Annotated in this window: 20 protein-coding genes; 8 read left to right on the top strand and 12 right to left on the bottom strand. The window is 62.1% G+C overall.

All coding sequences use genetic code 11. The annotated features are described in order from the left end of the window. Positions 1-81 precede the first annotated feature (81 nt). The gene (locus RHM62_RS05055) at positions 82-897 is read left to right on the top strand and encodes a glycosyltransferase family 2 protein (RefSeq protein ID WP_322124465.1); all 816 of its coding nucleotides are present in this window, start codon (positions 82-84) and stop codon (positions 895-897) included. Here RHM62_RS05055 and RHM62_RS05050 read toward each other — a convergent pair. Then, the gene (locus RHM62_RS05050; RefSeq protein WP_322124464.1) at positions 894-1,529 is read right to left on the bottom strand and encodes a TetR family transcriptional regulator; all 636 of its coding nucleotides are present in this window, start codon (positions 1,527-1,529) and stop codon (positions 894-896) included. The genes RHM62_RS05055 and RHM62_RS05050 overlap by 4 nt on opposite strands. A gap of 193 nt (positions 1,530-1,722) precedes the next feature. On the opposite strand from RHM62_RS05050, the gene RHM62_RS05045 reads away from it, so the two are divergent. The 5 genes from RHM62_RS05045 to RHM62_RS05025 all read left to right on the top strand — a co-directional run bounded on the left by RHM62_RS05045 (position 1,723) and on the right by RHM62_RS05025 (position 8,297). Then, positions 1,723-2,943: an efflux RND transporter periplasmic adaptor subunit gene (locus tag RHM62_RS05045; RefSeq protein WP_322124463.1), complete on the top strand. Its 1,221-nt coding sequence runs from the start codon at positions 1,723-1,725 to the stop codon at positions 2,941-2,943. A 10-nt stretch (positions 2,944-2,953) separates the two neighbouring features. Next, a complete protein-coding gene (locus RHM62_RS05040; protein WP_322124462.1) occupies positions 2,954-6,106 on the top strand; it encodes an efflux RND transporter permease subunit in 3,153 nt (1,050 codons plus the stop codon). Then, on the top strand, positions 6,103-7,503 hold the full coding sequence (locus RHM62_RS05035) for an efflux transporter outer membrane subunit (RefSeq protein WP_322124461.1): 1,401 nt from the start codon (positions 6,103-6,105) through the stop codon (positions 7,501-7,503). Before RHM62_RS05040 ends, RHM62_RS05035 begins: the two co-directional genes overlap by 4 nt. A 110-nt stretch (positions 7,504-7,613) precedes the next feature. After that, positions 7,614-7,880 (top strand): AbrB/MazE/SpoVT family DNA-binding domain-containing protein, encoded by a 267-nt coding sequence (locus RHM62_RS05030; RefSeq protein ID WP_322124460.1) that lies wholly within the window; start codon positions 7,614-7,616, stop codon positions 7,878-7,880. 165 nt (positions 7,881-8,045) lie between these two features. Beyond that, positions 8,046-8,297 (top strand): hypothetical protein, encoded by a 252-nt coding sequence (locus RHM62_RS05025; RefSeq protein WP_322124459.1) that lies wholly within the window; start codon positions 8,046-8,048, stop codon positions 8,295-8,297. A gap of 142 nt (positions 8,298-8,439) precedes the next feature. Here RHM62_RS05025 and RHM62_RS05020 read toward each other — a convergent pair whose 3' ends face one another. The 4 genes from RHM62_RS05020 to RHM62_RS05005 all read right to left on the bottom strand — a co-directional run bounded on the left by RHM62_RS05020 (position 8,440) and on the right by RHM62_RS05005 (position 12,408). Next, positions 8,440-8,685: a type II toxin-antitoxin system CcdA family antitoxin gene (locus RHM62_RS05020; RefSeq protein WP_322124458.1), complete on the bottom strand. Its 246-nt coding sequence runs from the start codon at positions 8,683-8,685 to the stop codon at positions 8,440-8,442. A 69-nt stretch (positions 8,686-8,754) separates the two neighbouring features. Further along, a complete protein-coding gene (gene waaA / locus RHM62_RS05015) occupies positions 8,755-10,041 on the bottom strand; it encodes a lipid IV(A) 3-deoxy-D-manno-octulosonic acid transferase (RefSeq protein ID WP_322124457.1) in 1,287 nt (428 codons plus the stop codon). Beyond that, entirely contained in the window at positions 10,041-11,018 is a 978-nt protein-coding gene (waaC, locus tag RHM62_RS05010; RefSeq protein ID WP_322124456.1) for a lipopolysaccharide heptosyltransferase I, read from the bottom strand. Before waaC ends, waaA begins: the two co-directional genes overlap by 1 nt. A 13-nt stretch (positions 11,019-11,031) precedes the next feature. Then, positions 11,032-12,408 carry a phosphomannomutase/phosphoglucomutase gene (locus tag RHM62_RS05005; protein ID WP_322124455.1) on the bottom strand — a complete coding sequence of 459 codons (1,377 nt, stop codon included), beginning with the start codon at positions 12,406-12,408 and terminating at the stop codon, positions 11,032-11,034. 117 nt (positions 12,409-12,525) lie between these two features. Between RHM62_RS05005 and RHM62_RS05000 the strand changes: the two genes are divergently transcribed. Then, entirely contained in the window at positions 12,526-13,368 is an 843-nt protein-coding gene (locus RHM62_RS05000) for a symmetrical bis(5'-nucleosyl)-tetraphosphatase (protein WP_322124454.1), read from the top strand. Here the strand turns inward: RHM62_RS05000 and RHM62_RS04995 are convergent, their stop codons facing one another. From RHM62_RS04995 to RHM62_RS04970, 6 genes are read right to left on the bottom strand one after another with little or no spacing between them, the layout of a single operon-like run. Next, entirely contained in the window at positions 13,369-14,103 is a 735-nt protein-coding gene (locus RHM62_RS04995; RefSeq protein WP_322124453.1) for a lysophospholipid acyltransferase family protein, read from the bottom strand. It abuts the gene before it with no gap. Continuing rightward, positions 14,100-15,392 (bottom strand): dihydroorotase, encoded by a 1,293-nt coding sequence (locus tag RHM62_RS04990; RefSeq protein WP_322124452.1) that lies wholly within the window; start codon positions 15,390-15,392, stop codon positions 14,100-14,102. Before RHM62_RS04990 ends, RHM62_RS04995 begins: the two co-directional genes overlap by 4 nt. A gap of 3 nt (positions 15,393-15,395) precedes the next feature. Next, on the bottom strand, positions 15,396-16,355 hold the full coding sequence (locus RHM62_RS04985) for an aspartate carbamoyltransferase catalytic subunit (protein WP_009665600.1): 960 nt from the start codon (positions 16,353-16,355) through the stop codon (positions 15,396-15,398). Further along, on the bottom strand, positions 16,348-16,860 hold the full coding sequence (gene pyrR / locus RHM62_RS04980; protein ID WP_322124451.1) for a bifunctional pyr operon transcriptional regulator/uracil phosphoribosyltransferase PyrR: 513 nt from the start codon (positions 16,858-16,860) through the stop codon (positions 16,348-16,350). Before pyrR ends, RHM62_RS04985 begins: the two co-directional genes overlap by 8 nt. Next, a complete protein-coding gene (ruvX, locus tag RHM62_RS04975) occupies positions 16,841-17,242 on the bottom strand; it encodes a Holliday junction resolvase RuvX (protein WP_322124450.1) in 402 nt (133 codons plus the stop codon). The genes pyrR and ruvX overlap by 20 nt, the downstream gene beginning before the upstream one ends. A 12-nt stretch (positions 17,243-17,254) precedes the next feature. After that, on the bottom strand, positions 17,255-17,914 hold the full coding sequence (locus tag RHM62_RS04970) for a YqgE/AlgH family protein (protein WP_416172289.1): 660 nt from the start codon (positions 17,912-17,914) through the stop codon (positions 17,255-17,257). A gap of 134 nt (positions 17,915-18,048) precedes the next feature. Between RHM62_RS04970 and RHM62_RS04965 the strand changes: the two genes are divergently transcribed. Beyond that, entirely contained in the window at positions 18,049-19,563 is a 1,515-nt protein-coding gene (locus tag RHM62_RS04965; RefSeq protein ID WP_322124449.1) for a deoxyribodipyrimidine photo-lyase, read from the top strand. 205 nt (positions 19,564-19,768) lie between these two features. Here the strand turns inward: RHM62_RS04965 and RHM62_RS04960 are convergent, their stop codons facing one another. Continuing rightward, positions 19,769-25,261, bottom strand: coding sequence for an Hpt domain-containing protein (locus tag RHM62_RS04960; RefSeq protein ID WP_322124448.1), 5,493 nt, complete (start codon positions 25,259-25,261; stop codon positions 19,769-19,771). Positions 25,262-25,330: the final 69 nt, after the last annotated feature.

Genomic DNA, 25,330 nt, shown 5'->3' with positions numbered 1-25,330 from the left:
ATGCCGGGATGTACCTTGAGCGCCGCTGCCGGCCTCGGGCAAGCACCCCGTGAACAATTGTGCGATCCCACCTTAGGTGTTATGAAACTCTCTGTCATTGTCATCACAAAAAATGAGGCACGAAATATCGGCGCCTGCATGGACAGCGTCGGATTTGCAAACCAGTGGATTATAGTAGATTCAGGTAGCACGGACGGCACTGTCGGACTGGCCCGCGCTGCTGGTGCCAGCGTCATCGAGACGACCGACTGGCCCGGCTTCGGTCCACAAAAAAATCGCGCGCTGGCCGCTGCCGATGGTGACTGGATCTTGTCGCTGGATGCCGACGAGCGTATCACGCCGGCATTGCGTGACGAAATCCTCGCCGTCATCGCCGCTCCGCAACACGATGCGTATGCGCTACCAAGGCTGTCGAGTTTCTGCGGCCAGTTCATCCGTCATTCGGGTTGGTATCCGGATCACGTGATCCGGTTATGGCGACGCGGCAGCGGCCGGTTCTCGGACAGCCTGGTGCACGAACGGGTGCTGGTCAACGGCGGCAAAATCGGCTACCTGCACAGTCCGATCATTCATTACAGTTACCGCGACGACAGCGACTTTCTGCGCAAGGTGGAACAGTATTCGGAGCTGGGCGCCCGCCAGGCCTTTGCGGCCGGCAAACGCGCCACGCTGCGCAAGGCGTTCGTGCACGCCCTGTCGGCCTTCCTGCGTTCGTTCGTGTTCAAGCGCGGTTTTCTGGATGGCCGGGCCGGGCTGATCGTCGCGCTGTGCGCGGCCGAAACCACTTATCACAAGTACTTCAAGCTGATGCTGCTGACCCAGGCAGAGGGCGGATCGGTGCGCGACGCCGACGTGTATGAACGCACGCAGACGCAGCAACGCTCCTCACGGGATTAAGTCGTTCGCAACGACTCCGCACAGCGCAACATAGCAAAGCACGCATCAAGCAGCCGTCCGGACTGCCTGCCAAGATCAAAACTTTGCGGTGAAAACAGCCAGTTATTGATCAGGCCTTCGAGCATCGCATGCAGGCTGACCGTCGCCAGATGCGTATCCAGCGTCGCCGGCAACTGGCCCTGCGCGCACGCCAGAATGAGCAATCGCTCGATATTGTGCATGCAGTCATTGAAGCCTTCGTGCTGACGGACACGGATCGGGTCATCGATATCGACCAGCTCGCATTTGTGAAAAATGACTTCGAAGACCCGCCGCGTCTGCGGGTTGTGAACGATGTCGTTGATCGCAAACAGGATGCCGGCGCGCAGCTGGTCGAGCGGTTCGCGGTCGGGATGATCGGCGCTCTCTAACACCATCGCTTCCAGCGGTAAGTGCGCTCGCTCACACATGGCATTGAACAAATCCCCCTTGTTCTTGAAATGCCAGTAAATTGCGCCACGCGTGACGTTCGCGGCTGTCGCCACATCCGCCAGCGACGTGCGTGTCACGCCGTGAGCGTGAAAGACATTTTCAGCCGCATCGAGGATGCGGCTGCGGGTTTCAAGGGCTTCTTCTTTTGTCGATCGGGACATAATTGCCTGGATAAAAATGCTGCACTGCACCGCACAATACATACATCATTGAATGTATGTATACTACCATCCAACACGACATGGCCGGCATGCACGAAGAAACTCACATTTCATGCACCGCACCAACTTTAGCGACCCGTGTCGCACCCGTCCCTATACCAATAACAGTACGACCTTCCATTGCGAGAATTCCATGCGCCTGACCCGACCTGATTCCACGTTGCGCTTGAGCGCTTCCCTGTTGCTGCTCGCGGCGCTTGCTGCCTGTAGTGACAATAAGCCTCCGGCTGCCACCAAGGCGCCGCCCACCGAAGTGGCCATCGTCACCGTGACACCGGGCAGCATGCCGGTGACCACTGAACTGCCGGGTCGCATCGAAGCCAGCCGCATCGCCCAGGTGCGTGCCCGTGCTGCCGGTATCGTCCAGAAGCGGGTGTTCCGCGAAGGCAGTGAAGTCAAGGCCGGCGACGTCTTGTACCGGATCGATCCGGCAGCCTTCAAGGCCGCTTATGACAGCGCCCAGGCCGTCGTGGCGAAAGCCGATGCCAACCTCGCACAAGCATCATTAAAAGTGCAGCGCTATGCGCCACTGGTCAAAACCAACGCCATCAGCAAGCAGGAATACGACGATGCGGTCACCGCAAAGACGCAAGCCGGTGCCGACCTCGCCGCCGGTAAAGCCGCACGCCAGGTTGCCAGCCTGAATCTGGGCTACGCCACGGTTACCGCGCCGATCTCCGGTCGCATCGGCCGTGCGCTGGTGACCGAAGGTGCGCTGGTCGGCCTCGGTGAAGCCACCCCGCTGGCCATCGTCCAGCAAGTCGACCCGGTATTCGTCAACATGACACAGTCGAGCATCGAAGTGCTGCGCCTGCAGCGTGCGATGGCCAGCGGCCAGTTACAAAGTGCCGGCAAGGGCTTGGCCAAAGTGACACTGGTGACTGAAGACGGCAAGACGTATTCGCAATCCGGCAAGCTACTGTTTTCCGATCTGAGCGTCGATGAAAGCTCAGGGGCCATCACGCTGCGCGCCGAATTCCCGAATCCGGACCGGCTGCTGCTGCCAGGCATGTATGTCCGCGCCAACATAGAGCAAGCCATTAACGAAGCCACCATCACGGTGCCGCAACAAGCGGTGCAGCGCACTGGTCAGGAAGCGACCGTGATGCTGGTCGGCGCAGAAGACAAAGTCGTGGTGCGCAAGATCAAGACCAGCACGTCGCAAGGCAACAAATGGATCGTCACCGACGGCCTGAATGCCGGTGACAAAGTCATCGTCGAAGGTTTCCAGAAGATCAAACCGGGAGCCACCGTCAAGACAATCCAGTGGAAAGACACTGACACCGCCCCTGCGGCAATGACTGCTCCTGCCGCCGGAGCCAAGCCGGCACCGGCTGCCGCTGCAGCGAAATAAGGAGTCCGGCATGGCACATTTTTTTATTGACCGACCGGTCTTCGCCTGGATGCTGGCACTGTTCATCGTGCTGGCGGGTGCGCTCTCCATCACGAGCCTGCCTGTCTCGCAATACCCTTCCATCGCTCCGCCTTCCGTGGTCATCGCCGCAACCTATCCGGGCGCGTCTGCCCAGTTGCTCGATGACAGCGTCACCAGCCTGATCGAACAGGAAATGAACGGTGCCGAGGGCTTGAAGTACATGGAATCGCAAAGCCAGGCCAACGGCCAGGTTCGCATTACCGTGTCGTTCGAGCCGGGCACCGATCCCAATCTAGCCGCTGTCGATGTCCAGAACCGCCTGAAACGGGTCGAGGCGCGCTTGCCGCAAGTCGTCACGCAGCAGGGCGTGCAGGTCACCAAATCGCGCAGCAACATTCTGCTGTTTACGTCGCTATCGTCGACCGATGGCAAGCTCGATCCGATCGCACTGGGCGACTACATTTCGCGCAATGTCCTCAATGAACTCAAACGCGTACCGGGGGTCGGCGAAGCCCAGCTGTTCGGTACCGAGCGGGCAATGCGGATCTGGCTCGATCCGGCCAAGCTGGTCGGCTACAAGCTGACCACCGCCGATGTCACCAGCGCCGTGCGTGCACAAAATGCGCAGGTCACGGCCGGTACGCTGGGCGAATTGCCCAGCCCGACTACGCAACAGTATTCGGCACCGATCATCGTCACCGGCCAGCTCGCAACGCCGGAAGAATTCGGCAAAGTGGTCCTGCGTGCCAATCCGGATGGCTCGACGGTGCTGCTGCGCGACGTTGCCCGTATCGATATCGGCGGTCAGGCCTACGGCACCTCGGCACGCCTGAACGGCAAACCGACCGCCGCTATCGCAGTGCAACTGTCCCCGTCCGGCAATGCCCTTGGCACCGCAACGGCCGTGCGCGCCAAAATGGAAGAGCTGTCCAAATTCTTCCCGGAGGGCGTGCGCTACGACATTCCGTATGACACCTCGACCTTCGTCAAGATTTCGATCGAGGAAGTGGTCAAGACGCTGCTCGAAGCCATCTTGCTGGTGTTCCTGGTGATGTATCTGTTCCTGCAAAATTTCCGCGCCACGCTGATCCCGACCATCGTCGTGCCTATCGCCCTGATGGGTACGTTCGGCGTGATGTCACTGTTCGGATTCTCCATCAACGTCCTGACGATGTTCGGCATGGTGCTGGCCATCGGCATTCTGGTCGACGACGCGATCGTGGTGGTTGAAAACGTCGAACGCATCATGAGCGAAGAAGGCTTGTCGGCGCGTGACGCCACCCGCAAGGCAATGGGCCAGATCACCGGCGCGATCATCGGTATCACGCTGGTACTGATTGCGGTATTCCTGCCGATGGCCATGTTTGGTGGTGCAGTCGGCGCCATCTACCGGCAGTTTTCGCTGTCGATGGTGTCCTCGATGGCGTTCTCCGCGCTGCTGGCGCTGACGCTAACGCCGGCACTGTGCGCCACCATCCTGAAACCGGTCAAAGCCGGCCACCACACCGAAAAGAAAGGTTTCTTCGGCTGGTTCAATCGGGGCTTTGGCCGCACTGCCTCGGGCTACCAGAGCTTTGTCGGCAAGATGCTCAACAGCACGCTGCGCTACACACTGGTCTATGGCGGCATCCTGCTGGTTGTCGGCTTCCTATACACCCGTCTGCCATCGGCCTTCCTGCCGACCGAAGATCAGGGCTACATCGTCACCAACGTGCAACTGCCCGCCGGTGCCAGTACCGGACGGACCTTGAAAGTACTCGAGGAAGTCGAGAATTTTTACCTCAAGCAGCCTGAAGTGGCCCGTACCGTCGCCGTCGCCGGATACAGTTTTTCAGGCAATGGCCAGAATGCCGGCCTGGTGTTCGTGCCGCTGAAAGACTGGAGCGAGCGCAATGCCGACCAGTCCGCCAGCGCACTGGCCGGCCGCGCGATGCGCGAGTTCTCGAGCATCCGCGACGCGATCGTTTTCCCGGTCACGCCACCGCCGATTCCCGAACTGGGCAACGGCACCGGCTTCACGTTCCGTCTGCAGGATAGGGCCGGCCTCGGCCATACTGCGCTGGTGGCGGCACGCAACCAGCTGCTCGGACTGGCTGGACAGAGCAAGGTACTCGTCGGCGTGCGTCCGGAAGGACTCGACGATGCACCGCAACTGCAACTTGATATCGACCGCGACAAGGCCAATGCGCTTGGCGTCGCGTTTGCCGACATCAATGCCACGCTGTCGACCGCACTCGGCTCGTCGTACATCAACGACTTCCCGAACCAGGGTCGCCAGCAACGCGTGATCGTGCAAGCCGATGCGCCGGAACGCCAGCAACCGTCAGACCTGCTCAAGCTGTATGTGCGCAGTAGCAGCGGCGCGATGGTGCCGATGTCGTCGTTCGTGACTTCCCGCTGGATCGTTGGTCCGGTACAACTGGTGCGCTACAACGGCTATCCGGCGATGAAGATCTCGGGTGATGCAGCGCCGGGTCGCAGCTCCGGCGAAGCACTGACCGAGATGGAAAACCTGATGAAGCAGCTGCCAGCCGGCTTCGGCTTCGAGTGGACGGGTCAGTCACTGGAAGAAAAAACCTCCGGCTCGCAAGCACCTGCCCTGTTCGCGCTGTCGCTGCTGATCGTTTTCATGGTGCTGGCCGCGCTGTACGAAAGCGCCACCATCCCGATTGCGGTCTTGCTGGTGGTGCCACTCGGCGTACTGGGTGCGCTGCTCGGGGCGAGTTTTCGCGATTTGCCGAACGACGTGTATTTCAAAGTGGGCCTGATTGCCACGATCGGCCTGTCGGCCAAGAACGCGATCCTGATCATCGAGTTCGCCAAGGATCTGCAAGCGCAGGGCAAGAGCGTGATCGAGGCGACGCTGGAAGCGGTCCACCTGCGTTTCCGCCCGATCATCATGACCTCGCTGGCCTTCATCCTCGGGGTGCTGCCGCTGGTGCTGGCATCCGGTGCCGGTTCGGCCGGTCAACGTGCCATCGGTACCGGCGTGATGGGCGGGATGATTACCGCGACAGTGCTGGCGGTGTTCTTCGTGCCCGTGTTCTTCGTGATTATCCGGACCTTCTTCAAGGGCAGCGAACGTGAGCGCAAGCTGGCACTGGCCGCCCACCATGAAACCAAGCAGGGAGAACAAGAATGACCCGGTTGACTTTGATAATGCTTGCCGCCGGTCTGCTGAGTGCCTGCTCGATGGCCCCGCTATACGTGCAACCCGCCGCACCGGTGGCGGCCACGTTTGCCGGTAACGCCGACGGCACCGTCAGCGCCGCCGATACCGGCTGGCGCACGTTTTTTCCGGACCAGCGGCTGCAAGCGCTGATCACCGCCGCACTGATCGATAACCGCGACCTGCGCACCGCCGCGTTGCGCATCGAAGAAGCACGTGCGCTATACAACGTGCAGTCCGCTGACCTGCTGCCCGCGATCAACGGTACGGCCAGCGGTGCCCGCGCCCGCGTTCCCGGTTCGCTGTCGATGACAGGGCAACCGGCCATTGGCGGCACGTATCAGGTCGGTCTTGGCCTGGCCGCGTTCGAGCTGGACTTTTTTGGTCGGGTGCGCAGCCTCAATGACGCGGCGCTGGCGCAATTCCTGGCCACCACCGAGGCGCGGCTGTCGGTGCAGATCAGCCTGGTTGCCGAAGTCGCCAAGGCCTATCTGTCCGAGCGCGGCTTTGACGAACAACTGATGCTGGCACGCCAGACGCTGGAAGGTCGCGTGCAGGCCTACCAACTGGCGCAACAGCGCTATGACGTCGGGGCCTCGTCGGAACTTGACCTGCGCCTGTCCGAAACGCTGGTGCAAACCGCCCGTGTCGCGCAACTGACGCTGCAACGCCAGCGCGCCCAGGCCGGCAATGCGCTGACGCTGCTGGTGGGCCGCGCCACCACCGACCTGCCCGCAGCACCCTTGCTCTCCGATGAAAACATCATCACCAGCATCGCGGCCGGCCTGCCTTCGGACCTGCTGATGCGCCGGCCCGACATCCGTGCCGCCGAACAGCGCCTGAAGTCGGCCAATGCCAATATCGGCGCAGCGCGTGCCGCCTTCTTCCCGCGCATTTCGCTGACCGCCGCGGCCGGCTCAAGCAGCAATGCGCTGTCCGGCCTGTTCGAGGCCGGCTCCGGCAGCTGGTCATTTGCCCCGCAACTGGTGCTGCCGATCTTTGATGCCGGACGCAATCGCAGCAACCTGACGCTGGCGCAGGTCCGTACCGATCTTGCCGTGGTCGACTACGAAAAAGTCATTCAGATCGCCTTCCGTGAAGTATCGGATGCGCTGGTGGCGCGCGGTTTGCTGGAAGAGCAGGTCGTCGCCCAGCAAGCCGTCGTCACGGCGCAGACCGTGCGACTGACACTGGCACAACAGCGCTTTGATAACGGCATTTCCAGTGCGCTCGACGTCGTCGATGCGCAGCGCGAACTGTTCATTGCGAAGCAGGCGCTGGTGCAGACGCGCTTGCTCAGGCTGACCAATGCGGTGGACTTATACCGGTCACTGGGTGGCGGACTGACGGCAACGGCCCAGCCAGGGTAAGTCATCGTGAGTTGTTGTCGCTAGTTCGGTTCCGCCGAAAGCACAGGGAGGGTTTGACGGCACATCGCGGTAAGGTAAGATCAAAACCTTACCTCTTCGTGAACAACACCATGGAAAAAGTCAAACTCTCCAGCAAAGGTCAGATCGTTATTCCGAAAGCCATGCGGGATGACTTGCACTGGCCTGCCGGCACGGAACTTGTTATCAGGTCGACCGCAACCGGACTGACACTGACGCCCTCCACGCACTTCCCGAAAACGATTCCAGCCGAAGTTCGTGGCTTCCTGGCTAAACCGGGAAGAACCTTGCCCAACGATGACGAGATCAAGGCATGCATCAAAGGCCGTCTCAAGGCAAACGACAATGCCAGCAAATAAACACCCGTCAGGCACGGTCCGCCCATGATTTCGCTGGACGCCAACATTCTTGTTCGATATTTGCTAAACGATTCCCCTGCGCAAGCAGCCGCCGCATAAAAACTGTTGCATGGGTCCGATATTTGCACGGCACCCATTACCGTATTCCTGGAGTTGGTCTGGGTCTTGGAATCCTGCGATTGCGAGCGATCGCAAATCGCCAAATCAATCCGGCTTTTATGCGGACTGGAAAATTTCAGGCCTCACCATATCGATGCACTGGCTCACGCCACGCAATGGTATGAAAGCGGATTAGATTTTGGGGACGCACTGCATCTGGCCATGAGCTCAGAAGAGGCTGGATTTAAAACTTTCGACAAGGCCTTTGTAAAAACGGCTGGGAAAATCGGCGCTTTTCCGCAAGTTAGTGCACCGTAACTGCCTTCCCGATTGTCGTTAGCGTGTAATAACCGAAGGACATTGCACCACGTGGTCCGTTTGCGGTGCAATGCCCTTCGGTTATTGCACCCTACGAAACTGGTGATCGCCTGGGTTGCGATACACGTCAAAGCGCGGCATTTTAAAAAGCGCGCCACTGTGCCAGTGGCAATCCTTCGGCATCGAAGGTCTGGTTGTAGGCTTGCACGAAATCAGCGTTATCCACTGCCCAACGCCGTTCGCGCTCGACACGGATTGCGTCCTGGAGCAAGCGTTCGCAGGTTTGCGAAACATTCATTCCCAACGCACTGGCTTCGTTGACCACCGCAAGTGACAGAGTGATATGGGTGGCTGGTTCGGTAACGTTTTTTGGTGAGGCAGGGCTCATGGCCATTCCTTGTAAGTCAACCAGTACACATCATCGGTCAATATAAACACGTCGCCCACCGCCGGCACCTCAGCGTCGGTTTAGCGCATCATCCGGCATCACCGCCGCCACCACCGCCATCGTCCGGCGCGTCGCACCGCGATGCTGCTGTGCAAACTGCAGCGCACGCTCGCCCATCGCCGTCCGCAAGGCCTCATCGCGCAACAGCAGCGCTGCCGTACTCAACAGCGTATCGGCATCGGCCACGCGCAGGGCAGCGCCTGCCGCGATCGCTTCATCGCTGACCAGCGCGAAATTGAAGGTGTGCGGACCCAGCAGGACCGGCTTGCCGACCGCGCAGGCTTCGATCAGATTTTGTCCGCCCAGCGGCAACAGGCTGCCGCCTATCCAGGCAATATCGCCGGCACTGAAATAAGTGAACATCTCGCCCATCGTGTCGCCCAGCAGTACCTTCGCATCGACCGCCTGCGCGCCGACCACCGAACGGCGCTGCATGTCGAGGCCGTGCTCGGCGATCAGCATCGCGACTTCATTGAAGCGTTGCGGATGACGCGGCACGATCAGCAGCAGCACCTCGGCCGGCAGGTCGCTGCGGGCCAGCGCATCAAGCAGCAGCAGTTCTTCGCCGGCGCGCGTACTCGCACACAACAGCACCGGCCGTGCGCCGATCTGGTGACGCAATTGCGTACCGGCCTGCAGCGCCAGCGGCGGCGGCGTGACATCGAACTTGATGCTGCCGGTGACATGCACATCGCGCACGCCAAGACTGCGGATGCGCGTCGCGTCGTCGGGAGTCTGGGCCGCGACGCAGGTCAGCTGCGCCGCCGCGTCGGCAATAAGCTTACCGAGCCGTTGCGCCTTGCGCAGCGAGCGTTCCGACAGGCGCGCATTGACCAGCACCACCGGCACGCCGCGCGCGGTGCAGCACGCCATCACGTTGGGCCACAGTTCGGTCTCCATCAGGATGCAGATGCGCGGCGAAAAATTGTCGAGGAAGTGGCCGACCATCGTGCCGGTGTCATACGGCAGATAGGCTTGCTGCAGGCGCGCACCGTAATGCCCGAACAGATCAGCACCGGTGGCGCGACCGGTCGGCGTCATGTGCGTGAGCAGCAGGTCATGCCCCGGATAGGCCAGCAGCAGCGCATCGATCAGCGGTTCGGCGGCGCGGGTTTCACCGACCGACACCGCATGCAGCCACAGCAGCGGCGCCGTGCGGGTGCGGCGCGGTGCAAGGCCGAAACGCTCGGCAATGTGCTGCCGGTAACCCGGTTCCTGCCGCCCGCGCCACCACAGCCGCGCCAGTATCAGCGGCACGGCAAGCCACCAGGCCAGCGAATACAAGCGTCGCACCATTACAGCAGCGCCGCCATCGCACGACGCACGTCGTCGACCGTTGGCGATTGTCCTTCATCACCGAGGTTGATGATATCGGGCGACCAGTTGCCTTCGGTTTTCCAGCGCGGCGAATCGATGTACAGCTCAATGGTGGGCCGGTTGAAGGCGGCGGCGATATGCGTGAGACCGGTATCGACACCGATCGCCAGCGCGGCATCGTGCGCCAGCAGGACCGCGTCCATCATCGATAATTTGGGCAGTACCTGCGCGTTCGGCATCTGCGCGGCGAGCTGTCCGGCAGCGATCTTTTCGGACGGACTGCCCCACGGCAGCAGGACCGGTATGCCGCGCGCGGCGAGGTCGGCAGCAATCGTGATCCAGTGCGCGACCTGCCACTGCTTGGCCGCGCGCGCGGTGGCATGAAAAAACACCGCATACGGTTGCATCGGCAACCAGTCGGGACGCGGCCCGGCCGGTGGTGCCGACAAATTGAAATCAGCCGGCGTATCAAGTGCATACCCGAGCGCCGTCGCCACCACCACGCGGCCGCGTTCGACCGCATGCGTGCGCACGCCGACCGGCACGCTGAAGGTATGGAAGATGCGCGAGATCGCTTCGTAGCCCGAGCCTTCGGTGGCGTTGGCCAGGCCGACGCGCTGGCCGGCCGGTGCCAGCAGGGCCAGTCGCATGACGGCAGCGGTTTTCAGCAAGCCTTGCGTATCGAAGACGAAGTCGTACTCGACCTCGCGCAGGCTGCGCCGGAACGCACCCATCTCGGCCCGCGTGGCGGCACTCGCCAGGCTCTTGCGCCAGCGTCGCAAGGCGAACGGGATCACGCGATGCACGCCCGGGTTCAGGCGTACCAGCGCGGTGTAGCCTTCTTCGACAACCCAGTCGATACGGGCATCCGGCACGTGACGCAGGATGTCAGCCACGATGGGCATGTTGTGCACGACGTCGCCCAGCGACGACACGCGCACCAGCAGGATATTCAATGCCGCGCCGTCCTCAGAAGGGCAGCTTGGCGTCCGGCTTGGCGGCCAGGATCACGCGTTTGAATTCCGACTGGATGTGCGCCAGCGCGGTGGGCGTTTCGGCTTCGAAGCGCATCACGACTACTGGTGTCGTGTTCGACGCGCGCGCCAGGCCGAAGCCATCCGGATATTCGACCCGCAAGCCGTCGATGGTAATCAGCTCATCCGAGCCGGGGAATGTTGCCTCGGCTTTCAGCTGGTCGATCAGCGCGAAGCTTTCGCCTTCGTTGAGTTCGAGCTGCAGTTCGGGCGTGCTGGTCGATTGCGGCAACGCGTTCAGCACGGCCGACGGATCGCTCATCCGGCTCAGCAATTCGAGCATGCGCGCGCCGGCGTAAAGGCCATCATCGAAACCGTACCAGCGGTCTTTGATGAAGATGTGGCCGCTCATTTCGCCGCCGATAGGCGCGCCGGTTTCACGCATCTTGGCTTTCACCAGCGAGTGTCCGGTCTTCCACATCAGCGGCACGCCGCCACGCGCTGCGATCCACGGCGCGAGGTGGCGCGTGCACTTGACGTCGTACAGCACTTGCTCGCCCGGATGACGTTTCAGCACATCTTCGGCCAGCAGCATCAATTGACGGTCGGGATAAATGATCTGGCCATCCTTGGTGACCAGTCCGAGCCGGTCGCCGTCGCCATCGAAGGCCAGGCCGATTTCGGCGTCGCCCGATTGCAGCGCGCGGATCAGGTCCTGCAGGTTTTCAGGGTGGGCCGGATCGGGATGGTGGTTCGGGAACGTACCGTCGACTTCGCAGAACAGTTCGGTCACTTCGCAACCCATGCCGCGATACAGGTCGCCGGCAAACGCGCCCGCGACACCGTTGCCGCAATCGACGACGATCTTCATTGGCCGCGCCAGCTTGACGTCGCCGAGGATGCGTTCCAGATACGCCTGGTTGATGTTGTGGGTGCGGTAGGTGCCGGCGCCGCTGCGCAGGTCTTTGGCGACGATGGCGTCATGCAGCGCCATGATGGTGTCGCCGTAGATCGCTTCGCCGGCCAGCACCATCTTGAAGCCGTTGTAGTCGGGCGGATTGTGGCTGCCGGTGACCATGATGCCGGAGCGCGTTTCGAGCACGTTGGTGCCGAAGTAGACCATCGGCGTGGCGACCACGCCGAGGTCGATTACGTCGACGCCAGCGGCTTGCAAGCCCTTGGCCAGTGCGGCCGTCAGTTCGGGGCCGGACAGGCGACCATCGCGGCCGATCACGGCGACGGTCTCGCCTTTGGCCAGCATCGCGCTGCCGAAGGCCTGACCGATGCTGTGGGCAATGCCGGTATCGAGGGTGGTGCCGACGATGCCGCGGATGTCATAGGCTTTGAAGATATTTTTCGAGAGTGGCAACATGTGGAGACTCTTTCAGTGAGTTCAAAAATGCGGGGCATGCTGCAGGCGTGACAGAATGCCGATGCGTGATTTTAAAGGCAAACATCCACCCTTCCCCTTTCTTGCAAGACTGCTTACATGATTTCGACGAATAATTTATCCGCCCGGCCCTCTCTGTACGCGATCGGCGACCTGCAGGGCTGTGCCGGCCAGCTGGAATCGTTGATGGAGAAGGTCTTGCGCGACGATCCGGACGCGCGCTGGTTCTTCGTCGGTGATCTGGTCAATCGCGGCCCGCGCTCACTGGATACGCTGCGCCTGATCCGCAGCCTCGGCGAACGCGCCAGCTGCGTACTCGGCAACCATGACCTGCATTTGCTGGCAGTCGCGCACGGTATCCGCAAGAGCAGCCGGTCGGACACCCTCGATGAAATTTTAAGCGCGCCGGACCGCGATGACTTGCTCGACTGGCTGCGCCGGCAGGCGCTGGCGCAATGGGTGGACGGCCATCTGCTGGTGCATGCGGGTGTGCCGGCGCAGTGGACGGTGGCGCAAACGCTGGCGCGCGCGGGCGAAGTCGAAACCGCGTTGCGTGGCCCGGACTGGGTCGACTTCCTGCGCACGATGTACGGCAACGCCCCCGAGCGCTGGGACGATGCGCTGACCGGTGCCGAGCGCCTGCGCTGCATCGTCAATGGCCTGACGCGGATGCGCTTGTGCAAGCCCGACGGCAGCATGGTCCTGAAAAATCCCGACGAGTCGGCACAGCTACTGGTGCCGTGGTTTGATGTACCGGGGCGTCTAAGTGCCGGTGTGACGGTGGTCTACGGCCACTGGTCGGCACGCGGACTGACGCTACGGCCGAACCTGATCGGCCTCGACAGTGGTTGCCTGTGGGGTGGTCAACTGAGTGCAGTGCGTCTGTCGGACCGCAAGCTGGTGCAGGTCAGTTGCCCGCAGTTTCAGGTGCCGGATGAATAATCAACCGGAATATCCCAGCGCCCCCGCAATAGCGGTCCGCGCTGCAGGGGCTAGCTCGCGCCGGTGGGCACCAGTGCTATCGATCAGTGGCAATACGATCAGCTCGGCGGTTAGCCTCGGCGCTTTGAGGATCACCATCATGCTTTCGGCGAAGGTCATCTCGCCTATGAAGTCTGCTTGCGGCGCGAGCGCGCCATTGGCATCGACATAGCGCAGCGCCAGCGGCTGGATCGGCACACCGGCATCGATGGCGGCTTCGAACAGGTTGGCGTGGAATGGCAGCAGCGATCCTTGCGCCGAGGTGGTCCCCTCCGGAAAAAACGCCACATGTTCTCCATTGCGGATGCTGCTGACCAGGTCCTGAAAAATCCGCCGGACGTCGCGCACGCGGCCGCGGGCAATAAAAATTGTCCCCGAACGCGCGCACAGAAACCCCAGCACCGGCCAGCTGCGGATATCCGACTTGGCCACGAAGCGGCACGGCTGCATCGCGTTGATGACAAAGATATCCAGCCAAGACACATGATTGGCGACGATCAGTGCACGCGGTGCCAGCGCGCCGCTGCCGGCATGCCGCACCACCACCGTCAACCGGAAAATCGCCAGCAGGTCGATCGACCAGCTGCGGATGCGGCGTGCGCGCCCGTCCGCACCGACCAGCGGAAACACCAGCGCACAGGTCCACAGCCCGCGCAGCACATGCAGGAAAACCCGCAGCAAGCGCAATGCGGTCATGCGCCGCGCAGGTAAGCCAGCCGTCCCGATACCACGGTCGCCATCACGCGCGCACCGAGTTCGTAGCCGAGGAACGGCGTGTGCTTGCCCTGGCTGGCGAGCGCTTTGGCTTCGACTTTCCAGCGCGCTGCCGGATCGAAAATGCACAGATCGGCGACGCTGCCGACCGACAGTTTCCCGGCGGGCAAACCGGCCACGCGGGCCGCATCCACCGTGATCTTGGCCAGCGCCCGCGACAGTGGTCCGGCCTTGGCATCGATGTCTTCGTCGGCCCATTTGAGCGCCAGCGAGAGCAATAACTCCAGACCAGTCGCACCCGGCGACGCTTCGGCAAACGGCATCAGTTTTTCGTCGTCGTCGACCGGCGCATGGTCGGAGCAGATCGCATCGACGGTGCCATCGAGCAGGCCGGCACGCAGTGCATCGCGGTCGCGCTGCGAACGCAGCGGCGGCGACAGGCGCGCGTTCGAATCGAAGAAGCCGATGTCAAGGTCGGTCAGATGCAGGTAATGCGCACCGACGTCGCAAGTCAGCGGCAAGCCTTCCTTCTTGGCCGCGCGCACCAGTTCGATGCCGGCCGCCGAGGAGATCCGGCACAGGTGGACCCGCGCGCCGGTGGCACGCACCAGTTCAAAAATAGTTTGCAGCGAGATGGTTTCGGCCATCACCGGTACGCCCGACAAACCCAGCCGCGAGGCGATCGGTCCGCTGTGCGCGATGCCGGTCACGCCGATGTGCGGATGTTGCGGCCGTAGCCAGACCGTGTAGCCGAAGGTCTGCGCATATTGCAAGGCGCGCAGCAGGACGTTGGTATCGAGCACCGGTTCATCGGCTTGCGAAAAGCCGATGCAGCCGGCTTCGGTGAGTTCGTACATTTCGCTGAGCGCCTCGCCCTTCAGGCCGCGCGTCAACGCGCCCAGCGGGTACACATGCGACTGGTTCAGGATGCGCGCGCGGTGCTTGAGCATTTCGACCAGGCCAGGCTCGTCGAGCACCGGATCGGTGTCGGGCGGGCAGACCAGGCTGGTCACGCCACCTTGCAACGCAGCCTGCATTTCGGATTCGAGGGTGGCCTTGTATTCGTAGCCGGGTTCGCGCAAGCGCACGCTCAGGTCGACCAGGCCGGGCGCGACAACCAGGCCGGTGGCATCGAACACACGACTGACTTCAAAGCCGTCCGGCCTGGTGCCGATGCCGACGATGATGCCGGAATCAATGTAGACGTCATGCGGTGCGTCGATGCCGTTGGCGGGATCGATCAGGTGGCCGTGCTGGATATGCAGTTTCATGTTTTATTTGCTCGCCAATATGCTCATTACTGCCATCCGGACTGCGATGCCAAACGTCACTTGCGGCAGGATCACGGCCTGCTTGCCGTCGGCCACGGCCGAGTCGATTTCGACACCCCGGTTCATCGGTCCGGGATGCATGACGATGGCGTCGGGCTTGGCCAGTGCGAGGCGCTCCGGAGTCAGGCCATAGCTCTTGAAAAACTCTTGCGCCGAGGGCAACAGCGCGCCGCTCATGCGTTCGTTTTGCAGGCGCAGCATGATGATCACGTCAACGCCTTTCAAGCCTTCGTTGATGTCGGTGAAGACCCGCACACCCATCTGGTCGAGGCCGGCCGGCAGCAGCGTGCGCGGCGCAATCGCGCGGATTTCCGGCACGCCCAGCGTGGTCAATGCATGGATGTCCGAGCGCGCCACGCGGCTGTGCAGGATGTCGCCGACGATGGCGACCGTCAGATTGCTGAAGTCTTTTTTGTAATGCCGGATCGTGTACATGTCCAGCAAGCCCTGGGTCGGATGGGCGTGACGGCCGTCGCCGGCATTGACCACGTGGACGTGCGACTGGCCGGTCTCGACCAGATGCCGCGCGATCAGGTGCGGCGCACCGGACGAGGCATGGCGCACGACGAACATGTCGGCATGCATGGCTGCGAGGTTGTCGATGGTGTCGAGCAGCGACTCGCCTTTGGTCGCACTCGAGGCCTGGATATTGAGGTTGATGACATCGGCCGACAGACGCTTCGAGGCGATCTCGAAGGTGGTGCGGGTGCGCGTCGAGTTTTCGAAAAACAGGTTGAAGACGCTCTTGCCGCGCATCAGCGGGACCTTCTTGACTTCGCGGTCGCTGATGCCGACAAACGATTGTGCGGTGTCGAGGATATCCAGCACGATACGTTTCGGCAGGCCTTCGATGGTCAGCAGATGCTGCAGGTCGCCATCCTTGTTCAGTTGCGGGTTATGCATGATTCACCGTGAGGGAGAGCGCGCCATCGGCGCCTTGTTGCAGGATCAGGTTCTGGTCGGGCGCGAGCGTGACGGTGGCGGCGACGAAGTCCGGCGCAACCGGCAATTCGCGGCCACCACGATCGATCAGCGTCGCCAGCAGGACGCGCGCCGGACGGCCGTAGTCGAACAGTTCATTGATGGCCGCGCGCGTGGTGCGTCCGGTGTAGAGCACATCGTCGACCAGCAGAATGGTGGCACCCTCGACTTCGAAGCCGATCTGGGTGGGCTTGACGGCTGCGTGCAAACCTTTTTCGGCGACGTCATCGCGATAGAACGAGACATCAATGAAGCCGAGCCGGTCTTCGATCTTCAGGGCTTTGGCCAGTCGCTCGGCGAGCCACGCACCGCCGGAATAAATCCCGACCAGCGCGACGTGTTCGGTGCTGCCGAGTACGGCGGCAATCTGTCGCTCGAGGTCGGCATACAGCGCCTCGGCATCAAGTTCATGGGGAAGAGTGGGCATCGGCATTATCGTCAAAGTATTGTTGCAAAATCAGCGCGGCGGCACGATCGTCGATCCGCTCGCCGCGCTGCTGGCCGAGGACGGCCGAGGTATAGCGTTCATCGACCAACACGGTGGGCAAACCGTAGCGGCCATGCAATTGATTGGCAAAACGGCGGCAGCGTACCGACATTTCATGTTCGGCACCGTCCGGATGGAACGGCATGCCAACAATACAGCGGGCCGGTTGCCAGCTGGCGACCAGCGCGGCGATAGCGGCGAACTTGGCGTCGTTGGTGGCGGCATCGATGATGGTGAGTGCTTGCGCCTGCCGGATTACCGTATTACCGACAGCCACGCCAATGCGCTTGAGGCCGAAATCAAACCCGAGGACGGTTTCCATCAACGGGCTTGCTCAGGCATGCCCCGCCCCGGCGTTGAGCATGTTCGGATCAATGCCGAGCAGGCGGATTGCGGCGGTGAAGCGCTGTTCGACCGGCAGGTCGAAAATGACAGCCGGGTCGGCGGCAACGGTAAGCCAGCCATTGCGGATGATTTCATCTTCGAGCTGGCCGGCGCTCCAGCCGGAGCAGCCCAGCGTGACCAGCAAGCGCTCCGGCCCCTGGCCGCCGGCGACCGCTTCGAGGACGTCTTTCGAGGTGGTCAGCGCGATCTCGTCAGTGACTTTCATCATCGATGAAAACGATCCGGGCGGCGCATGCAGTACAAAGCCGCGTTCGAGCTGTACCGGTCCGCCGAACATCACCGGATGGTCCGGCAACGTCGGATGCCGGGGATTGATTTCGAGTGTCAGGTCGACTCGTTCGAACAGCACTTGCAGCGTCATGTCGGTGGGCTTGTTGATGATGACGCCGAGGGCGCCGCGGGCATTGTGTTCGCACAGATAAATCACGGTGCCGCCAAAAACCGGATCGGCCATCGCCGGCATCGCGATCAGGAAGTGATTCGTCAGGTCCATGCCGAACGGCGCGCCATCGATGTCGGCCAGTCCGGCCGGGTCTTGATGCGGCTCGTTGCCGGCAGTTCTTGGGGGAGTTTTTTTGCGCGTCGCCATGGCCGCATTCTAGCAGCTTTGATGTGCCCTGAAGTGCTCACTGCGGGGCCGGGCACCGGGGTCGACTCCCTGCCGGACACGCCTGCGCAGAACAGGGATAATGACGCCAGCCCTTCCTTTTTGCCCGGACCTCCATGACCACTGCCTCCTTGCCTGACTTGCCATATTCCCGCTCACTGATGTGGTTCCGGCGCGACCTGCGCGTGTTCGACCAGGCCGCGCTGCATCACGCACTGACGCAAAGCCGCGCTGTGTTTTGCGTCTTCATTTTCGACAGTGACATCCTGCAGCACTTGCCCGGACAAGACCGCCGTATCGAATTCCTGCATGCCAGCCTGACCGAATTGCACGCTGAACTGGTCAAGCTCGGCGGTGCGCTGATCGTGCGTCATGCCCGCGCGGTCGAGGCAATTCCCGCGCTGGCTCTTGAACTGGGCGTCGAGGCAGTCTTCATCAATCACGATTACGAACCGCAAGCGATCGCACGCGACGCCACCATCGCCACCGCGCTGCAGCAGCACGACATCGCGCTGCACAGTAGCAAGGACCAGGTCGTCTTCGAGAACGATGAAGTGCTGTCGCTGGCCGGCAAACCGTTCTCGGTCTTCACGCCGTACAAAAATGCCTGGCTCAGGCAATTGCAGTTCGATAGCACCGATGTGCACGTGCGCGCCCATCCGGTCGAGCCGCTTGCCGACCGCTTCGCCGTCAGTGCGATCGCGCACGTCATGCCGACGCTGGCCGAACTCGGTTTTGCACCCTCTAATTTTGCACAATTGAACATACCCACTGGCATGTCCGGAGGCCAGCAACTGGTCGACAATTTCATGGAGCGCATCGACAGGTACAAGCAGACCCGCGACTTCCCTGCCGTCAAGGGACCGTCGTACCTGTCGGTGCATTTGCGCTTCGGTACCGTGTCGATCCGCCATCTGGCGCGACGCGCTTGCGAAGCGGCGCGTATCGCAGCCGATGCCAGCGGCGCGAATACGTGGCTGGCCGAACTGGTCTGGCGAGATTTTTACTTCATGATTTTGCAGCATCATCCGCACGTGGTGCGCGGTGCGTTCAAGCCCGATTACGATGCGATCCAATGGGAAACCGGTCCGGCTGCCGATACCCTGTTCCAGGCCTGGTGCGATGGTCGCACCGGTTATCCGCTGGTCGACGCGGCGATGGCGCAGATCAACCAGACCGGCTACATGCACAACCGGTTGCGGATGGTTACTGCCTGTTTTTTAATCAAGGACCTCGGCATCGACTGGCGTCGCGGCGAAGCCTACTTTGCTGAAAAACTGATCGACTTCGACCTGTCGGCCAACAACGGCGGCTGGCAATGGGCCTCGTCGTCGGGCTGTGATGCGCAACCGTATTTCCGCATCTTCAACCCGATCACCCAGTCCGAAAAATTCGACACCGACGGCCGCTTCATCCGCCGCTATCTGCCGCAATTGGCGCAACTGGGTAACAAGCAGATTCATGCGCCGTGGCTACTGACGAAGATGGAGCTGGATCACGCCGGCGTCGAACTGGGTGTCAATTACCCGCTGCCGGTGGTGCAGCATGATGTGGCGCGCAAGCAGACGCTGGCGCGCTATGCGGTGGTCAAGAAAGTGACCGTCACGGACGCGGAATCCGACGCAGATTGATTCCGACTGCAAGCTAAGGGTCTTGGCGGTTGCGAACGGTGCGCGTGGTGCAATGCCCGTCGGTTATTGCACCCTACTTGTTAAAACAGCTTCTCCGCGTAGTGCGCGTGGTGCAAAGCCCTACTTGTTAAAGCAGCTTCTCCGCGTAGGGTGCAATAACCGTAGGGCATTGCACCGCTCCTCCCGCAGAGCAGCCGGCAAAGCGTCAGCCGCCACTCACTTTGCGTCCCAAAAATTCACGAATTTCTCCCAGCAAATCCGCTTCCTGATACGGCTTGCCCAGATACGCATCGACACCCAGTTCCATCGCGTAATTACGGTGCTTGGCGGCCGTGCGTGAGGTGATCATGATGATAGGGATGGCGCGGGTGCGTTCATCGCCGCGTACATTGCGGGTCAGGTCGAACCCATCCATGCGCGGCATCTCGATATCGACCAGCATGATGTCGGGCGTGATCGATTGCAATTGCTCAAGCGCATCGATGCCATCCTTGGCCAGCACCACCTGAAACCCCTCGCGGGCCAGCAGACGTTGCGTCACACGTCGTACGGTCAGCGAGTCATCGACCACCATGACGATGGATTGCGCGCGCAAGCCCTGCACCGGCTGGCGGGCATCTGCGACGGTACCGATATTGTCGAGGAGTGGCAGACGCGCGGTCTCGAGCAGCGCGCGTTGTGCCAGCGGCACCGGATTGAGGATCAGGATGATCTCGCCGGAGCCGAGCACCGTGGCACCGGCGATGCCGACCATGCGCGCCAGTTGCGGGCCGATGTTCTTGACCACGACCTCGCGATTGCCCTGGATGTCATCGACATGGATCGCGACGCGGTCATTGCCGCTGCGCAGGATGATGACCGGTGCATATTGCTGGGTGACGGCAATGGTCTGGCGGTCACCCAGCAAGGTTGGCAGATAAAACAGCGGCACGCGCTGGCCTTGCCACTGGATGGCACCGTCGCTGTAGGCACTGGCCAGCGCGGTGGCCTTGAGCTGCTGCACCTGCTCGACCAGCACCGAGGGCACGGCATAGATCTTGTCGCCGGTACGCAGGACGACGACTTGCGTTACCGCCAGCGTCAGCGGCAAGTGGATAGTGAAATGCGCACCCTGCCCGGCTTGCGTGGCAATCGCCACCCGACCGCCGAGGCTGCCGGCTTCGGCACGCACGACATCCATGCCGATGCCGCGCCCGGCCAGTTCGGTCACTTCGACAACCGTCGAAAAACCCGGATTGAAAATCAGGTCGGTGAGCTCAGCCTCGGCAAGTTCCCGTCCGGGTGCCAGCAAGCCGGTCGCCAGGGCCTTGCTGCGGATGCGCTGCAGGTCTAACCCGCCACCGTCGTCGGAAAATTGCAGCACGACTTCGTTACCTTCCTGGCGGATTTCGACGCGTAATTCGCCGGTTTCATTTTTGCCGGCAGCGCGGCGCTGTTCGCGGTGCTCGATACCGTGGACGATGGCATTGCGCAGCAGGTGCTCGAACGGCCCTGCCATTTTTTCGAGCACGCCACGATCGATCTCGACGTTGCCACCGCGGATATCGAGGTTGACCCGCTTGTCGACTTCCTTCGATACCTGGCGCGTCACGCGGTAGAGCCGCTCGGCGATGCTGGAGAACGGCACCATGCGCACGCGCATCAGGTCTTGCTGCAGCTCGCGCGTCAAGCGTGCCTGGCTGACGAGTTCGACACTGGCCTCGTCGACAGTACGGGTCAGGTTTTGCTGGACCGAAGCGACGTCGCTGACGCTCTCGGCCATCATCCGTGTGAGTTCCTGCAAGCGCGTGTAGCGATCGAATTCGAGCGGATCGAATTCGCCATCGGGCGACAGCGCCCTGCGTGACGTGATCTGGCTATCGGCCTGTAGTTCGATTTCGCGCAGTTGATCGCGCAAGCGGGCGACGTTGTCGGTCAGTTCGGATAGTGACTGGCGCAGCGTGCCGACTTCGGTCTCCAGTCGCGACCGCGAGATCGAGACTTCGCCGGCCTGGTTGACCAGGCGATCGAGGATATCGGCCCGCACGCGCACCATGGTCGCGGTGCCGGTGGCAGCGGCAGACAATGCCGGCGTAACGGTCTCCGGCGGTGACAGACCGGCGGGCACCGCGCGCTCAGGCATCGGCACTTCATCGACCGGTGCCACTGCCGGATTCTGCAGCAAGTCGAACAAGTGCAGGCTGTGATCATGCCGTGCCAGCAATGCGTCGAGCGCAGCGTGATGCGGCTGACCGACGTGCAAGAGCGTCTCGATCTGGCTTTCGGTGTCGTGCAGGTACTGGCCCAACTGCATCGCCCCGGCCATGCGGGCGCTGCCCTTGATCGTATGCAGCAGGCGCAGCACCGATTGCGGTAGCGCAGTACTGGTCAACTCGTTTTGCCAGCCGCGCAATGCGGTGCCCATTTGCGGCAGCATGTCGCGGCCTTCTTCGAGGAAAATCGGCAGCAGATCGGCATCGAGTTCATCGATGACAGCCGCTGTAACGGGCATTGGGAGCAACGCAGGTTGAAGCAGTTCTTCGAGTTCGGCCTCGGGGCCGGCGACAGCACCGTCCGGTTCGTCTGCACCGGGCAACGCGACCACCACGGCCGCGCGGGCGTCGAGCTCATGCAACAGCGCTATCAGCAGGTTGAGCTGCACCGGCTGCGGCAAGGGCAAGTCGCCTAGCGCAAATTCCTGCAGCATGCCCTTCATCAGGACCAGGCATTGCGCAATCCGGTCGAAATCGGCCGCTTCCAGTACGACAGTTTTGCGCGCCAGCAGTTGCAGGATGTCTTCGAGGCCGTGCGCCAGTTCCTGCATTGCCTTGAACCCGACCGTGGCCGAGCTGCCTGCCAGCGAATGCGCCGCATGCACGGCATGCACCGAGACACGTCGCTCCGGTTCATGTCGCCACTCGTCGAGGTCGTGCGACAGCAGTCGCACCAGGTCATCGGTTTCGGCCAGATAGATGCTGTGCAGCGTTACGCTGATTTCTAGGTCACCGATACGCCGTACGTTGTCGTCGCGCACCGGCACAGTCGTGCCCGGGAAGGCGATCACTTCAGCACTACCGACGGCCGTCACCGGTGCCGCCGTGGCTTCCGGCTCGACGACAGGCGCGATAGGTTCTTCGCCGGCCGCCGGCACATCGAGCCGCAGCGGCGCACCATCCAGCAGGCGCTGCGCGGCATCGATCAGTGCCAGTCCGTCATGCCCGGAGTGTCCATCGGTACTGAGCTCGCCGACCCAGGCGGTGAGCAATTGTCCGGCCTGTCCGATCAGCCCGAGCACCTCGGGCGTCGCGCCTTTTTCATCGGCGACATGGCGGTTGAGTACTTGTTCGATGCTCCATGCCGCATTGCCGAAGGCGTCCAGGCCGACCATGCGGCCGCTGCCCTTGAGCGTATGAAAACCCCGGCGCAGGCTAGCGAGGTGAAAGTTGTCTTGCGGATTGGCTTGCAGTTGCGGCAGCGTCGTGCGCACCGCGTCCAGCACTTCACCCGCTTCAGCCAGAAAAATTTCCAGCAGCTCGGCATCGACGGCAGCCTTGGTCTGCGGTGCCGGTATGGCAGGTGCGACCGGCAACGCGGCGCCGCCGGGCAACAGGCTGACCAGCGCTCCGGACGAGGCCACAAAATCTGCTTGCGCCAGCAGCGCGATGGCTGCGCTCGCCCGTTCACCGGCTTCGGGATGGTCGAGCAGTCGGGCGTCACGCTGGACTTGCTGCAGCACACTGCGTAATTTTTCCTGCAGCGCCGGATCATCCGGACGCTCGACCAGCGCGACAGCCAGGTCGGCACATTGCTGCTGGTGCTGACGCATTTCCTGCTCAACGGTCACGTCTTCCGGCACGGCCGGAATGTCTGCAAAATCAAGCGATATGTCTGCCAGAACGGCACTGAGATTGGCCTGAGCGAGGTCATGATCGGGCTGCACCGGCAAGCCCGCATCATGTGCCGGTGCCCGCTCAGGCGCTGGCTTTTTTCCGGTCAGCGCGGCACGAAAAATGCCTTGCTCGTCGTCGAAGCTAAAGTGCCCGCGGGCGGCGTCGGAATGCAATTGCAGTGTTTCAATGAAGAAACTCAAGGCGCCGATATTTTGGGCCACGGCCGAGCAGGCCGCGGCCTCCGGCGCGGCATCTCCGGGCAGATCAGCAAAGGCCTGCACCGCCCGCTCGATATGCCGGACTGCCCGTGTCGCATCCTGTTGATCGAGCACCGCAAGCGCACCCCCGATCTGGTGCAATACGGGCTGCAACGATGGCAAACCGGCACGCTGGCGCGGGTCGCGAAAATAATCTTCGAGGGTTTTTTCGACCTGCCGCAAGTTCGATTGCATCTCTCCGGCCAGTGCCGCCATGGTCTGGCGCTGCTGCGCCTGACGGGACATGTCGTCGAGCCAGCCGCCGGCATCAGGCGGCTCCTCGCCGGCCACCAGCGATAGCAGGCGCGCACTGAGCGCATCGGCCCGCGTGGCAAAGCCTTCGTCGAGACTGCCCAGATTGGTCAGCGCGTTATCGATAAACAGCAGGCCGGTCGCGACATCCAGGCCCAGCTGGTCGCCCGGCCGGCTGTGCGCAGCATGACGGGCGATGCCATTGAATTCACGCAGGAACTTGGCTAGCGCCGGCGCACCGAGCCGGGTACCGGCCTCGGCCAGGTGATGCGTGTCGGCTTCGAATGCGGCGGCCACGCTGGCGTCACCGGCAGCCAGGCGATTCCACAATTGCTTCGCATGAAGCAGATGCTCGCGCGCCTGCTCCAGCGCATCGCTATCGACGGCGCTATACCGGGGCCGCGCATAATCCTGCGGCACCCTGCCGGCGAGGTCATAGGCAGCGCGGACTTGCTGCGCCAGCGGCGACGGTCGCTCAATGCGGGCAATGAAGAACAGCGCATCACGCAGCAGACGTTCGGCGATGCTGGCCGAGCCTTCGCTGAGACGCCGGATTTGCAGGTTAATCCTGGCAAACAGCTGCTTGACATACAGCTCGGCGGGAATCTGGCTGGTCGCCACGCCCTCGGCAAATGCCCGCAGCACCCACCAGAAATTGCGCGCCTGCGGTGTCAGCTGCGCCTGCTCGACCAGCGCGATGATGTCCAGCATCTCGGCCACACTGGCCAGCGCCGGCTCCGCCGTTTTTTTCAGAAACGGTAGCAAGGCCATCTCGAAACGCTTACGCAGCTTTGCATAGTCGACCGGTGCCGCACCGGCAACGCGGACCAGAACCGGTTGCGGACGTACCGCCAGATTCGGAAAAAACAGATCGGCAGGATGAATCCGTTCGGCACCACGCAATTCGAGTAACGCACGGTAATACGGAAACAGTCGCACCGGCTGTTGCGGCACGCCCGCCAGTAATTCATCGAGGTAGCCGAGCAAGGCCTGATAGGCATTGTCGAGCACCTGCCCGGCTTGCGGCGAGGCAGGCACCTGCCCGGACTCCATCCGTTCGAGCAGGTCTTCGGCAGTTTCGGTGAGAATGGTGACACCTTCGATATCGACGATTTGCAAGGCCCCGTGGGCCTGATGCAGAAACGCGCGGGCGTGCCGCAGCGTGGTCGGACGGGCATCGTCATCCTGCCGGATGGCTTCGATCAGCGCAGTCCGGGATTGGTCCAGTGCCTCGCGGATTTCCGCCATGATCCAGGACAGTGATCCGGCATCGAAATTATCCCGCACACCTGGCGCAGTGACGCTAATTGGGGAGCTCATGACTACCTCGCGGAAATTCAAAAAGCAATCCGTCCCATGAAGGGCGGATCATCCACATCGACGATGCTA

It is taken from the genome of Actimicrobium sp. CCC2.4 (assembly GCF_034347385.1).
Lineage (GTDB): Bacteria > Pseudomonadota > Gammaproteobacteria > Burkholderiales > Burkholderiaceae_D > Actimicrobium.
The sequence above is the reverse complement of the archived record's forward strand: the minus strand, read 5'-3'. Positions and strand labels throughout refer to the sequence as shown.

What these genes read in the sequence shown, in the direction of transcription:
- RHM62_RS05055 (WP_322124465.1), top strand. Translation starts at nt 82, where the DNA reads ATGAAACTCTCTGTCATTGTCATCACAAAAAATGAGGCACGAAATATC.
- RHM62_RS05050 (WP_322124464.1), bottom strand. Translation starts at nt 1,529, where the DNA reads ATGTCCCGATCGACAAAAGAAGAAGCCCTTGAAACCCGCAGCCGCATC.
- RHM62_RS05045 (WP_322124463.1), top strand. Translation starts at nt 1,723, where the DNA reads ATGCGCCTGACCCGACCTGATTCCACGTTGCGCTTGAGCGCTTCCCTG.
- RHM62_RS05040 (WP_322124462.1), top strand. Translation starts at nt 2,954, where the DNA reads ATGGCACATTTTTTTATTGACCGACCGGTCTTCGCCTGGATGCTGGCA.
- RHM62_RS05035 (WP_322124461.1), top strand. Translation starts at nt 6,103, where the DNA reads ATGACCCGGTTGACTTTGATAATGCTTGCCGCCGGTCTGCTGAGTGCC.
- RHM62_RS05030 (WP_322124460.1), top strand. Translation starts at nt 7,614, where the DNA reads ATGGAAAAAGTCAAACTCTCCAGCAAAGGTCAGATCGTTATTCCGAAA.
- RHM62_RS05020 (WP_322124458.1), bottom strand. Translation starts at nt 8,685, where the DNA reads ATGAGCCCTGCCTCACCAAAAAACGTTACCGAACCAGCCACCCATATC.
- waaA (WP_322124457.1), bottom strand. Translation starts at nt 10,041, where the DNA reads ATGGTGCGACGCTTGTATTCGCTGGCCTGGTGGCTTGCCGTGCCGCTG.
- RHM62_RS05005 (WP_322124455.1), bottom strand. Translation starts at nt 12,408, where the DNA reads ATGTTGCCACTCTCGAAAAATATCTTCAAAGCCTATGACATCCGCGGC.
- RHM62_RS05000 (WP_322124454.1), top strand. Translation starts at nt 12,526, where the DNA reads ATGATTTCGACGAATAATTTATCCGCCCGGCCCTCTCTGTACGCGATC.
- RHM62_RS04995 (WP_322124453.1), bottom strand. Translation starts at nt 14,103, where the DNA reads ATGACCGCATTGCGCTTGCTGCGGGTTTTCCTGCATGTGCTGCGCGGG.
- RHM62_RS04990 (WP_322124452.1), bottom strand. Translation starts at nt 15,392, where the DNA reads ATGAAACTGCATATCCAGCACGGCCACCTGATCGATCCCGCCAACGGC.
- RHM62_RS04985 (WP_009665600.1), bottom strand. Translation starts at nt 16,355, where the DNA reads ATGCATAACCCGCAACTGAACAAGGATGGCGACCTGCAGCATCTGCTG.
- pyrR (WP_322124451.1), bottom strand. Translation starts at nt 16,860, where the DNA reads ATGCCCACTCTTCCCCATGAACTTGATGCCGAGGCGCTGTATGCCGAC.
- ruvX (WP_322124450.1), bottom strand. Translation starts at nt 17,242, where the DNA reads ATGGAAACCGTCCTCGGGTTTGATTTCGGCCTCAAGCGCATTGGCGTG.
- RHM62_RS04970 (WP_416172289.1), bottom strand. Translation starts at nt 17,914, where the DNA reads ATGGCGACGCGCAAAAAAACTCCCCCAAGAACTGCCGGCAACGAGCCG.
- RHM62_RS04965 (WP_322124449.1), top strand. Translation starts at nt 18,049, where the DNA reads ATGACCACTGCCTCCTTGCCTGACTTGCCATATTCCCGCTCACTGATG.
- RHM62_RS04960 (WP_322124448.1), bottom strand. Translation starts at nt 25,261, where the DNA reads ATGAGCTCCCCAATTAGCGTCACTGCGCCAGGTGTGCGGGATAATTTC.